The following is a 12518-nucleotide window of genomic DNA, read 5'->3' as shown; positions in this document are numbered from 1 at the left end:
GGGAATACTTTAAACATCAAGCGAAAGCACACCTGGAGAGCGATTATGGAAGACGGATCTATGCCCAGCGAAAGATTGACGTAGAAACTGTTTTCGGTCGGATGAAAGGTGTCTTTGGCATGCGCCGCGTTCATGTCAGAGGGAATCAAGCCGTGCATAATGACATTGGCTTGATGCTTATGAGCATGAATTTAACGAAACTGATCCTCGAACTCCGAAGAAAAGGAGGATGTACTTCTACATCTTCAGAAAAAATACAAAAGAACAATGAAGACCATCTAAAACCGACGGTTTTCATTGTTCTTTTTGTTTGTTAAGAGCTGGTTTTTTCCCAGCCCGTACTACAGGAGAGTCAAAATGAGCAGATGAGTAAAATCTTTCTCTTGGCTAGATTATAAATAGTTATATGTTCTTGTTGAACTCCTACTATATTTTCACGAATTATCTAGTAAAGATTGGAAAACTAGTCAAGATTTAACTGGGAATAATATCGAACAGTTTTAAGTGCGTTATGCCAGCTTTTTAATTTTGTCATTCGTTCTATTTGGGTCATATTTGGTTGGAAAATTTCGCTCTCAGACACTAAAGCTTTTAATTCATTTAAATCTTTCCAATAATCAACAGCTAATCCAGCGAGATAGGCAGCACCTAAACCTGTTGTTTCTAGACGTTCAACACGACTTACCGTTTTATTAAGGATATCAGCTTGAAATTGGATAAGAAAATTATTTTGAGCAACCCCGCCATCAACATGTAAAACATCAAGCTCAATTTCTGTTTCTGATTCCATTAAATCAATAATATCATTGACCTGGTAAGCTAAAGATTCAAATGTAGCAAGAACAAGTTCTCTTTTTCCAGTATGTTCATCCATTCCTAGAACAGCTCCTCTGACATCAGGTTCCCAATAAGGAGCTCCCATTCCTCGAAAAGTTGGAACAACATAGACAGGTGATTCTTCATTTGCTTGAAGCGCTAAAGTCTCAGAATCTTCAATGTTCTCAAATAATTCTAAGCCATCTTTCAGCCATTCAATTGCACTTCCAGAAATCAAAGCAGAACCTTCCAGAGCATAGTTAATTTGGTTGTCTATTGAATAAGCAATCGTTGTCAGCAAACGATTATTTGATGATTTTGCTTCGGAGCCAGTATTCATAACAATAAATGTCCCTTGACCATAAGTGCTTTTAACTTGTCCAGATTGGAAAGCAAGTTGACCAAATAATGAAGCTTGCTGATTCCCAGCAACCCCACTAATGGGTATTTTTACTCCATTAAAAATACTTGAATCCGTTTCTCCATAATAAAATGAACTTGGATAAACATTCGGGAGCATGGCTCTTGGAATATTAAAGAGTTCGAGCAAGTGATTATCCCATTCTAAATGGTGAATATTAAAAAGCATCGTTCTAGATGCATTGGTATGATCAGTAGCATGCAACTTCCCTTTGGTTAGTTTCCAGATAATCCAACTGTCAATTGTTCCAAAAAGTATATTTCCCTTTTCAGCTTCTGCTTGCGCACTTTCGTTCTGATCTAGAATCCAACGAACTTTACTTGCTGAAAAATAAGGATCCATAACAAGTCCAGTATTATTATGAATATATTCTTCGTTTGTTACAGATTTCAATTGATTAATAATATTCAAAGATTGGTTAGAATTCCAAACAATTGCATTGTAAATAGGTTCACCTGTTATTTTATCCCAGACAACGGTCGTTTCACGCTGGTTACTTATTCCAAGTGCTTTTATTTGAGAATAACTAATTCCTGATTTTTGGGTAACTTCTTCTATTACATTACAAACAGATTGCCAAATGACATTCGGGTCATGTTCTACCCAACCAGGATTTGGAATAATTTGTTGGAATTTTTGACTAGCTGTTCCTATATAATTTCCTTGCCGGTCAATAATAAAAGCACGAGTTGTAGTTGTTCCTTGATCAATAGAAAGTATATATTTCGCCATCATTTATCACTCCATTTATTCTATAAAAAATCATAAATTGTTAATCAATTTTTAATTGATACTTTACAAGTTTGACAAGCATCGCATGGTAATTCTGACTGCTTGGTTCACAATTCTCTAATACCCAATGATAAAGGCTTTCAGATAAACCATAACTATAAAAATCAGTCGCTGTTTGGATTAATTGTTTTCCATCTTGTGAAAGATTCTGATCTTTAAAGTAGTCATTTGTCAACTCATTAACTAGATTTTTAATTGAGTAAATAAAGTACTGTTTAAAAGAATCTAGTTTGATATTCAAAAAAATCTTCTTGTAATAAATTTTATTTGATTCGAGATAAGTTAATAGATGATCCAAAATATCCTCCCAATTTTCCCAATTCTTAATCGGATAAATAGATTCACATAACTCCCAATAAAAAATCCAAGTTACTAGATCATATCTATCGTCAAAATAATCATAAAAAGTTTGGCGACGGAAACCAGCTTTTTTCATAATATCAGTGATTGAGATTTTTTCGATTGCTTTTTCAGTTGTTAAATCTTGAAAGGCTAAAGCAATAATTTTTTTCGTGTTAGTTTCTTGTTCCATCTATTTAGACTCCTTTTACTAAAGAGAGGCAAGTAATTTATTATCTAAAGTATACGTTACAAAAAATAGAAAGCCAATCGGACAAAGTAAAGTTTTTGTCTGTTGGGATGATAACGCTTACTTGTTAATATTTATTTAGCGTAAAGAAAGCGCTTAAATTACACGAGGAGGAATGACAATGAGAAAAGCATTTATTAGTCCAAGTAAGTACGTTCAAGGTGAAGACGAATTATTAAACTTAGGGTTCTATATTCAATCTTTAGGAGAATCAGCCCTTGTTATCGGAAATAAAGAAGATATTGATCGAGTACAAGATAAATTAGATAAGACGGCTGAGAGATTTAATGTTAAACTGTATCGCGCAGATTTTGGTGGAGAAGCTACACGCGATGAAGTTGAGAGCTTGAAAAAAATAGCAGAAGAAAAAGGGACAGATGTCATAGTAGGTTTAGGTGGAGGAAAAGCGATTGATACATCTAAAGTGGTTGCAGATGGGCACAATGTGATTGTTTGTCCTACGATTGCCGCTCAGGATGCACCAACGAGCCACTCCGCTGTGTTATATACAGCCGATCATCAATTTGATGACTATGCGTATTTTATTAAAAACCCAGATGTTGTTCTAATGGATACAACAGTTATTGCACAAGCCCCAAGCCGATTCTTAGTTGCGGGAATGGGAGATACCCTAGCCACTTATTACGAAGCGAGAGCCACTCGTCAATCAAACTCTAATGTAAATGCTGGTTTACCAAATGGTTATCATACAGGGGCAACAGGGCCAGCTAAAGGAACCATTGCAGCCATGACATTAGCCGAAAAAAGTTTGGAGATTATTCTTGAAAAAGGATATGATGCAAAGATTGCAGCAGATAATAACATTGTCACTCCATCCTTGGAAGACATTGTGGAAGCGAATACTTTATTATCTGGATTAGGCTTTGAATCAGCAGGATTAGCTGCATCCCATGCGATTTATAATGGGTTAACTGTTCTAGATGGTCCAGGAAATTACTACCATGGGGAGCAAGTTGCTTTCACAACATTTGTACAGTTAGTCCTTGAAAATGCACCAAAATCAGAAATTAACGAACTGTTAGATTTTAGTATCTCTGTTGGATTACCAGTATGTTTAGCTGATTTGGATGTTGAAGAAGTGAAATATGATGAAATTTTAGAAGTAGCTAAAAAAGCATGTATCCCAGAAGAATCGATCCACTCAATGCCGTTTGAAATAACAGTTGAAGCTGTTGCACAGGCAATTATTGCAGCTGATGCGATTGGTCGAGACTATAAAGAAAAAAATAAATAAACTGAAAAGCTAAGATAGGGGTAGAGATAGACGTGATTAAGAAAATTTTAAATAATCCAGATTACATTGTTGATGAGATGATTGATGGAATGGTGCTAAGCCATCCAGAATTAATTAAAAGAGTTCCTGAAACAGGAATCATACAACGAACCTACGATAAAAAGGGAAAAGTGGCTATTGTTTCAGGCGGTGGAAGCGGTCATGAACCTGCGCACGCTGGGTTTGTCGGAGCAGGAATGCTGTCAGCAGCTGTCTGTGGAGCCGTTTTTACTTCTCCAACGCCCGATCAAATTTTAGAAGCTATTAAAGTAGCGGACGAGGGTAAAGGTGTATTTTTAGTCATCAAGAACTATTCAGGAGATATTATGAACTTTGAGATGGCTCAGGAACTCGCTGAGATGGAAGGAATTAAAGTAGATAGTATTGTAGTTGATGATGATATCGCTGTCGAAGACAGCCTCTACACACAAGGAAAACGCGGTGTAGCAGGTACTATATTTGTCCATAAAATATTAGGCTATGCAGCTGAAAAAGGCCAGTCAATTGAAGAAATTAAAGAATTAGCTGAAAATTTAATTCCCAATATGAAAACTGTTGGATTAGCTTTAACGGGAGTGACTACGCCAGGAAGTAGTAAACCAAGTTTTGCATTAGCGGATGACGAAATTGAGTACGGAGTAGGGATTCATGGCGAGCCTGGATACCGGCGAGAAAAGCTACAAACTTCAAAAGATTTAGTTGATGAATTACTTAAAAAATTACTAGAAGAATTTGAAGCAAATTCAAATAATCGCTTTGCAATTATCGTGAATGGTTTAGGTGGAACACCTCTAATGGAGCAATATGTATTTGCAAATGATGTTCACAAACAAATGAAAGATAATAAGTTGGAGATTAAATTTTCAAAAGTAGGAATTCTGATGACATCATTAGAGATGCAAGGTTTATCTTTAACTCTACTTCGTCTAGAAGATGACTTCTTTCTGGAAGCCTTAAAAGCAACTGTTGATACTATTAATTGGTAAATTTTTTTTAAAACTGAAAGGAAATGTATTTTAATGAATATAGAGATGGGAATTCGTTGGATGGAATTATTCAATGAAGAAATTCAAAATGAAAAAGACTATTTAACCCAATTAGACACACCGATTGGAGATAGCGATCATGGAAATAACATGTCTCGCGGGATGGCACACGTGGTTAAGGCGATTGAAGAACAAAAACCAGAGACTTTAAATGAGTTACTAAAATTAATTACAACAAATTTATTAAGTAAAGTAGGTGGGGCATCTGGGCCGCTTTATGGATCGGCATTTATGGGAATGATGAAAGCTGAAACAGCTGGTGAAGAATGGGCCAAGATTTTAAAAACAGGCTTAGAAAACATTCAAATGCGTGGAAAAGCAGAACAAGGTGATAAAACGATGGTGGATGTGTGGATAGCTGTTGTAGAAGCTGTTGAAAATGGTGAATTAACGCATGAATTGATTGACGAAGCTGTTGAAGCCACTAAGCCATTGAAAGCGAAAAAAGGTCGCGCATCTTATGTTGGTGATCGCTCCATCGGCCATATCGATCCAGGTGCTTATTCTTCAGGATTATTATTTCACACGATGTTAAGAGCGGAGGCACAATAATGGAAAAAACAGGGATTATTATTGTTTCTCATGTCTATGAAATAGCTGAAGGAATTCATCGTCTAATTAAAGAGGTTGCAGCAGATGTTGATGTTCAAGTGGTTGGCGGAGTCGATATTAAAGAAATAGGAACAAGTTTTGATACAACCTTAGCAGCGATTAATAATAGCTCAGCTAAAAACTTATTAGCTTTCTATGATTTAGGTAGTGCTAAAATGAATCTGGAAATGGCAGTGGAAATGAGCGATAAAACCGTTAAAATATACGATGTTCCAGTTGTTGAAGGGTCATATACCGCCGCAGCTTTATTACAAGCTGGTGTTAATCAAGAGAATATTGAAGAGCAGTTAGAAGAAATGCATAACGTAAAGTAAAAGATAAAATAGCATCATGAAACAAACTAAACTTTACAAAATATAGACTATTCGTATAGACATTTATCATAATCGTTACCTACATGCGTATTTCTAATAACGGTGTGGAAATCTCGAATAATGACTTTAAAATTTCAAAGAGTAATAAAGATTTTTGATACAGTATAGTAATAATATGCGGGTATTGATGCCCAGCGAGTGTACGAAAAATTGCTAGTAAAAAATTCAATGTGTTTCATAAAACATAGGCATATGCGTGAATATTTAGTCTAAACCATTACCAAAACCCTTACTATATAACTCTAAACCTTGATTCGAAGGGGTTCCGATGAGCCCCCTCACTCCATAATAGAATTTAGGTCAGAAGTGCTGATTAATCAGAGCTTCTGGCCTTTTTTTACTAAAAATTTTATGTAAGTAACATATTTTTATAAAAAGCGAGACTGGCTAACAATAACAGTAAAGTTCACATACCTCACTACCTAATCAATTTATATGTAAGCGATGAATAGCTGAGTACCTACAAATAAAAATCGGACACCTCTATAATGAGAAATGTCCGAAGCGTATAATATGCTGAATGTCTAGCGACATTCCATCTGCAGCTTTGGATTCCATGGCAAATAAGCCTCCAAAGGTGTATTTTGTCGATTTGGAAGGTAAGTTAAGAGGTAGTCCAGATATTTCCGCGGATGTACTCCGTTGGATTTGGCGGTCTCAACGAGACTCAAAATAGTCGCAACGGCATGAGAACCTTCAAAAGATTTTGAAAACAGCCAGTTCTTTCTGCCCATAACGAGTGACTTGATGCCACGTTCGGCTAGATTGTTGGACAGCACGAGACGGCCGTCCTTCAGAACGTTCATCATCCGCTCTTTCTGATTCAGCCCATAGTTGATCGCTGTGCCAAGTTTGCCATGCGCAGTTAGAGATTCACACCAGTCAAAAAAAGGCTTCAAGCTTCGGCTTCACTAATTCCAGGCTCTGGTCATACCGTTCGCTAACGGATAAGTCATTGAGGGACTTATCCAAAATAGTATGCATTATTAAATCAATAGCTGTTTCAAAATCATGTATAATAACTTCATAGGTAACTGTGACCAGAGAGGGGAGAAAACTCATGTCAGAGCCATCGATTGTTCCGGCCGGCGACTGCGCACTTCGTGTAGTATTTGAAGATAAAATCGACCCATCAATTAATCAGCTAGTAAACAGTCTGGACAAGAAGATGACCGAGGTGTCTATTCCAGGAGTGACTGAAACGATCCCTGCTTTTCGTGTCCTGACAGTTTTATATGATCCGGAAATCACGGACCTGATCACTCTTACTAAAACGATTCGCCAGCTTCTGTCGCATCATGATAACCTGGAAAGCCGAGAAAAACGAGTAGTACATATTCCTGTGTGTTACGATAAAGCCTTCGGAGCAGATTTAGAAGATTTATCCCGGCATTCTGGCTTATCAATCGAAGATATCATAGCTGTTCATTCCGGAAGAGATTATCTAATTTACATGATGGGCTTTCTTCCCGGCTTCGCTTATCTTGGCGGACTGGATCCTTCCCTGCATATGCCGAGACTCGACACGCCTCGTACATCTATTGAAGCGGGGGCTGTTGGTATTGCCGGTAGTCAGACTGGGATGTATCCGATGGCCTCTCCTGGAGGATGGCGGCTGATCGGGTCGACACCTATGAAACTTTTTGACCCTAAACGTGATACCCCCTTTCTTTACGAAACAGGAGATTACATTCGATTTGAACCGGTGTCCAGAGAAGACTATGACCAGATCAAAGCGGACTGCCGAGAAGGAATATACAAGTGTCAAGTGACGATGGAGGTGGTCGAACGTGGGCATTCGGGTAACCAGTAGAGGGATGCAGACGACCGTTCAGGATAAAGGACGGACTGGATTTCAGCGATACGGTTTTTCGGTATCTGGAGCGATGGATCAGATTGCTTTCAAACTGGAAGCACTGATCGAAGAACACCCGAACCATAGACGTTCGGCACATCTCATGCGTTTAATTGAAGCCATAAGAGAAGAGGGCGTATACGGCGAGGAATCACATGGCGTGGCGGATGAGATCTTAGAAGAAGAGTTTGAAACACTCTATGCCGAGATGGCTGTCGAATTAGGTCTGGAAGAGCCTGAAACAGATGGCGAGGAAGAACCTGAAACAGACACGAATGAAGACGTTGATGACGGCGAATAAGCCCAGAGTTAGTTAAATAATGAAAGGGGCGAACCCATGAGAATACGACAGATAAAGGATATACGCCGTTTATTTACACCAACGTCTAAACGTAAGATGTCTAAACAGAAGAAACGGGGGTTGATCTTAACCCTATCAACCCTTTTGTTTGTAGGCGGTATTTGGGGCCAAGCGGAAGACGTGTCAGCTAATGCGCCCGATTCATATATACGTCAGCAATTGACTAACGCCTTCAATAATAATTCCACGACATATACCTATAGGGGTTATTTCTCTATTCACGGTGGGGCGAGTAATACCATTCACAGGTGGGGTCGCTTTGATGACCCACGACCAAACATTACCGTACAAAATTCGTTGTATCACCCTAGAAGATTTAACTACCGGAGCTATCCGTTCATTGAGATGTACAGTCCCTTGGCCAACTGGGGGTTTGTCCCCGGGATTGTGGCACAATGGGATGGGGGCATGTACAGTGTAGCATCAGGTGTAGGTGCCGGATGGCAGCGTAGCGCAAGGGTAGACTATACACGGCATAAAACAGTGCCTGAAACACGTGGGGTGACCATATCCGGCTATGATCACGTAAATGGTAATGAATATTGGGTCAGACAAGGGAATTCCGTACAGGCACGCGTTCACGGACGACAAGACTTTAACGGAACAAGATGGCGTTGGAATGATTATGTCACGATCAACTTCATGAGAATGACGGGTAGCAGTACCGTCCAAGGCAATATGAACCATAATGGTGTTTATTCAAATGACAGGGCACACGCACACCTCACCATATCCAGAAATGGGTTCTCGCGTACAACTGATCACCGAGACCTTTTTACAACGTTTAATGTTCGAGGGAATACGCACGGTACCCGTCATCAGTTCAACACCTATGCCCGCTCGGCGAATGGTCGAAACCATGGGTATGTGGCTAGTGGTAAATTCCTAAATGTGGATGGTGTGGTGCCGACCGATCATGGTGCAACGGTATTTAATGCCCGTTACGTCAACGGGAATGACCACTGGATCCGACCGGGAGACAACATCGTTGTTGAAGCACAAGGATATGATAGAGATTCGCGAATGAGACAATCCAACATACGTCTTTTTAGTAATGGACACGACAATCGCGCGCGCCATTTTTGGACATTGGGCCAAGGTACGGATCAATACCAGCGTACGGGTGATACAACGACCTTTACAGGCGGAAGAGTCGATAACTGGGGCTGGACAACACGTTATCACTTTAATGTAAGCGTCAATAGCAACGCGGGTAATCGAACCATCAATATAGAGACACTCCACGGCGATAATGTGGGACATGGTACAGGATGGACAACGTCTAATCAACGCATCCGAACAGATGCCACAGCGCCAACCATTTCAGCAAACCCGGCGTCAAGTGCATGGGGTAATAGCAATGTAACCGTTGCTTTGACACATGCGGATGCTGAATCAGGGATTGCGACGAGACAATTTGCATGGTCAACATCGACAGTCACACCGACAAACTGGACAAATTACAGCGGTCCCGTTACGCAGTCAACACAGGGAACATGGTACTTACATGCACGCGCTGTAGATAACGTGGGACGTGTCACAACTGAGCGTTTTGGCCCGTACCGTATTGATAATACCGCACCTGACGGCACGATTACAGGTAATCCGACAAGCTGGACAAACCAGAATGCGACACTAACATTCAATGCAACCGATACCGGTGGCTCAGGTGTGAGACGTGTACGAATTGCAGGAGGCACATGGGTAAACGGCGCAACAACGACTCAAATAGCAACAGAAAATGGAACCTATTCATTTGAAGTAGAAGACCATGCTGGAAACACACGAACCGTGTCAGCGACCGTTAATCGTATTGATAAAGCTGTACCAAACGGTACAATCACAGGTAACCCAACCGCATGGCAAAACACCAATGCGACACTAACATTTAATGCAACGGATACCGGTGGTTCAGGTGTTAGACGTGTAAGAATTGCAGGTGGCACATGGGTCGATGGCGCAACAACGACTCAAATAGCAACAGAAAATGGAACCTATTCATTTGAAGTAGAAGACCATGCTGGGAACACGTCAACACGGTCTCATACCGTAACAAATATTGATAAAATTTTACCCAATGCAAGCAGTACGCAATCACCAACAGCGTGGACGAATGGGAATGTCGATATTACATGGAATGCAAGTGCAACCGGTAGCCCATTAAGTCGTATTAGAACACATAACGGGTCAACATGGGGTGCATGGTCAGCTGTTAGTGGGACAACGTCATCAACGGTTCAAACCGTCACATCAAATGGCATTGTGTTACGTAAGTAAGGAGAGATGGCGATGGAAGATAAAGATCGAAACAGAGCATTAGAAAAAGCGAGTCATCCGGATAAGGAACCCAAATGGTACACATGGTCGATTATTCAAACGCGGACGATGTAGAACAGGAGTCCGAAGAGGTATCATGGGGTGCACCTAGAGATATCCCGTATGAAAATAGTGATACATCTATACGGGTTGTTAGCTAAGAGAACTCGTATAGAAGACGATGGTGGCGCGTAGACAATGCAAAAACCACCGACATATTCAGGAGGCAAGTGTACACATTCACCTTGACGCTCCAGTTGAACGCGCGTAACAAACCCTGCATAGCTATGCGGGGTTTTTGTTTGCTTTATTGTTACAGTCAGGTATCAAACATTACACGCTAACCGTCTATTCAAACGGTTCTGAGCACGGTATAATAGGGTTAATGTGGTGACGCTCACACTAAATTTAGCGTGATGATAAACATAAAACATAAATGGATATATAGGAGTGATACGAATGGTAAAATCAGTTTTCTCTAAACACGCGGTGAACAAATCGTCGCGTTATAAAAAAGTAGCGACCCGGTCCTCAAGTGTGTTGGCTAGTGTGATTGTATTGACAGGATTTGCAGGTTCGGTATCGGCCGAGTCGATTGAACAAGATTCTGTCGAATTGACGCAGTTATATGAACACTATACAGCGTTACAATCAGCCCACGACTCGGATCATACATATGATGACAACGAGACATCCGATTACCTAAATGAATTACAGGCAATCAAAGATCAATTAATTCAGTTGATTGAAGATTCCGGTGGTGAAAGTATTTTTGAGCAAGTGGACCGTGACCGATTATCGGTTGATCAATTGGATACGATTTTTAATGCACTACTTGGTCGAGTAGATAGTGACGTAGACGATGCCGAAACTGATGAAATTGTTGACGCAATCGAAGACGTTGAATTAGCCGACGTTGAAGATGTTGAAGTTGAACCAGAAGAAGATGTGGTTGTTGAAGCTGAACCAAAAGCAGAAGATGGGGTTGTTGAAGCTGAACCAAAAGCAGAAGATGTGGTTGTTGAAGCTGAACCAAAAGCAGAAGATGTGGTTGTTGAAGCTGAACCAAAAGCAGAAGATGGGGTTGTTGAAGAGGCTACCAATACAAAGGACACGACTGAAACGCCGTCAGTGCGCACGTTCTCGCGTACGACCGCAACACAAAGCGCAAACCCTACGGCCAACGCGACGTTCCATGTGGTTCGCTCAGGTGACACACTCGCAAGTATTGCACAAACGTATGGGACAACGGTGTCTAATATTGCACAATTGAATAATATCCAAAACGTTAACCACATTGTCGTAGGTCAACGTTTGACGATACGTGAGGGTGTCGAGTCCGTCACCAACGCGCTAGCAACGCCGGTGAGACAAACACCTGCAGAGTTTATCGATATGATCGCGGGTCCCGCACAGCGCGTGGCTAAGGAATTTAATTTGTATGCGTCGGTCATGATTGCACAAGCGGCCTTAGAATCCGGCTTTGGGCGTAGTGGATTATCCACAGGACCTAACTACAACTTGTTTGGCATAAAAGGCCGATACCAAGGGGCATACGTTGCGTTACCTACAAGAGAATACATTCCCGCACAAGGCGGATGGATTACGGTTACTGAGCGCTTCAGACGGTACCCGAATATTGAAGCCTCCCTTAGAGACTACGGGAGATTGCTCCGAAATGGTTTGAGTTGGAACAGCCAATTTTATTCAGGCACATGGGTTGAAAACACAACCAGCTACCGTGATGCGACGGCATGGTTACAAGGGCGATACGCAACCGATCCAACGTATGCCAGCAAATTGAATAACATCATTGCATTATATGATTTAACACGTTTCGATACACATGTGACACACGTGTCTGAAGCACCGACACCGGCAGCGACACCCGTGTCAAACCAAACGACCCATACGGTTGTACGTGGCGACACCTTGTCACATATTGCTGTTGCAAACAATACAACGGTAGCTAACTTAAGACGGTTGAACAATCTAAGCAGTGACGTGATTCAAATTGGTCAACGATTGGTTGTGGGTGGAGC

11 protein-coding genes and 1 pseudogene are annotated in these 12518 nt (G+C 40.8%); 9 read left to right on the top strand and 3 right to left on the bottom strand.

What is annotated here, in order from left to right; translation table 11 throughout:
• Positions 1-224, top strand: a pseudogene (locus BLR76_RS06865) (transposase); the annotation flags it as partial.
• A 239-nt stretch (positions 225-463) separates the two neighbouring features.
• On the opposite strand, the gene glpK reads toward BLR76_RS06865, so the two are convergent.
• Positions 464-1972: a glycerol kinase GlpK gene (gene glpK, locus BLR76_RS06860; RefSeq protein WP_091267179.1), complete on the bottom strand. Its 1509-nt coding sequence runs from the start codon at positions 1970-1972 to the stop codon at positions 464-466.
• 37 nt (positions 1973-2009) lie between these two features.
• On the bottom strand, positions 2010-2561 hold the full coding sequence (gene dhaS, locus BLR76_RS06855) for a dihydroxyacetone kinase transcriptional activator DhaS (protein WP_091267177.1): 552 nt from the start codon (positions 2559-2561) through the stop codon (positions 2010-2012).
• Between the two features lie 178 nt (positions 2562-2739).
• On the opposite strand from dhaS, the gene BLR76_RS06850 reads away from it, so the two are divergent.
• From BLR76_RS06850 to dhaM, 4 genes are read left to right on the top strand one after another with little or no spacing between them, the layout of a single operon-like run.
• Complete coding sequence (locus BLR76_RS06850; RefSeq protein ID WP_091267174.1) at positions 2740-3873, top strand: glycerol dehydrogenase; 1134 nt, start codon at positions 2740-2742, stop codon at positions 3871-3873.
• Positions 3874-3908: 35 nt separating this feature from the next.
• A complete protein-coding gene (gene dhaK, locus BLR76_RS06845; protein ID WP_091267184.1) occupies positions 3909-4898 on the top strand; it encodes a dihydroxyacetone kinase subunit DhaK in 990 nt (329 codons plus the stop codon).
• Between the two features lie 33 nt (positions 4899-4931).
• Positions 4932-5510, top strand: coding sequence for a dihydroxyacetone kinase subunit DhaL (dhaL, locus tag BLR76_RS06840; protein WP_091267171.1), 579 nt, complete (start codon positions 4932-4934; stop codon positions 5508-5510).
• Positions 5510-5884, top strand: a complete 375-nt coding sequence (gene dhaM / locus BLR76_RS06835) for a dihydroxyacetone kinase phosphoryl donor subunit DhaM (protein WP_091267168.1) — start codon at positions 5510-5512, stop codon at positions 5882-5884. Before dhaL ends, dhaM begins: the two co-directional genes overlap by 1 nt.
• A 584-nt stretch (positions 5885-6468) precedes the next feature.
• On the opposite strand, the gene BLR76_RS06830 is transcribed toward dhaM, so the two are convergent.
• Positions 6469-6843 carry an IS66 family transposase gene (locus BLR76_RS06830; protein ID WP_091267165.1) on the bottom strand — a complete coding sequence of 125 codons (375 nt, stop codon included), beginning with the start codon at positions 6841-6843 and terminating at the stop codon, positions 6469-6471.
• Between the two features lie 161 nt (positions 6844-7004).
• Here BLR76_RS06830 and pxpB point away from each other — a divergent pair, with 161 nt between their 5' ends.
• From pxpB to BLR76_RS06805, 4 genes are all read left to right on the top strand, one after another.
• Complete coding sequence (pxpB, locus tag BLR76_RS06820; RefSeq protein WP_091267159.1) at positions 7005-7757, top strand: 5-oxoprolinase subunit PxpB; 753 nt, start codon at positions 7005-7007, stop codon at positions 7755-7757.
• Positions 7735-8100 (top strand): hypothetical protein, encoded by a 366-nt coding sequence (locus BLR76_RS06815; RefSeq protein WP_143009206.1) that lies wholly within the window; start codon positions 7735-7737, stop codon positions 8098-8100. Before pxpB ends, BLR76_RS06815 begins: the two co-directional genes overlap by 23 nt.
• A 36-nt stretch (positions 8101-8136) precedes the next feature.
• Positions 8137-10437, top strand: coding sequence for a hypothetical protein (locus tag BLR76_RS06810; protein ID WP_091267153.1), 2301 nt, complete (start codon positions 8137-8139; stop codon positions 10435-10437).
• 498 nt (positions 10438-10935) lie between these two features.
• Positions 10936-12518: glucosaminidase domain-containing protein (locus BLR76_RS06805; protein WP_143009205.1), on the top strand; the 1583-nt coding region annotated here is incomplete at its 3' end.

The organism is Alkalibacterium thalassium (assembly GCF_900101165.1).
GTDB lineage: Bacteria > Bacillota > Bacilli > Lactobacillales > Carnobacteriaceae_A > Alkalibacterium > Alkalibacterium indicireducens.
This window is presented reverse-complemented; position numbering and strand designations above follow the sequence as displayed.

Excerpts from the sequence above, each read along its gene's own strand:
- BLR76_RS06810 (WP_091267153.1), top strand. The coding sequence starts at position 8,137 with ATGAGAATACGACAGATAAAGGATATACGCCGTTTATTTACACCAACG.
- glpK (WP_091267179.1), bottom strand. The coding sequence starts at position 1,972 with ATGATGGCGAAATATATACTTTCTATTGATCAAGGAACAACTACAACT.
- pxpB (WP_091267159.1), top strand. The coding sequence starts at position 7,005 with ATGTCAGAGCCATCGATTGTTCCGGCCGGCGACTGCGCACTTCGTGTA.
- dhaL (WP_091267171.1), top strand. The coding sequence starts at position 4,932 with ATGAATATAGAGATGGGAATTCGTTGGATGGAATTATTCAATGAAGAA.
- dhaS (WP_091267177.1), bottom strand. The coding sequence starts at position 2,561 with ATGGAACAAGAAACTAACACGAAAAAAATTATTGCTTTAGCCTTTCAA.
- BLR76_RS06850 (WP_091267174.1), top strand. The coding sequence starts at position 2,740 with ATGAGAAAAGCATTTATTAGTCCAAGTAAGTACGTTCAAGGTGAAGAC.
- dhaM (WP_091267168.1), top strand. The coding sequence starts at position 5,510 with ATGGAAAAAACAGGGATTATTATTGTTTCTCATGTCTATGAAATAGCT.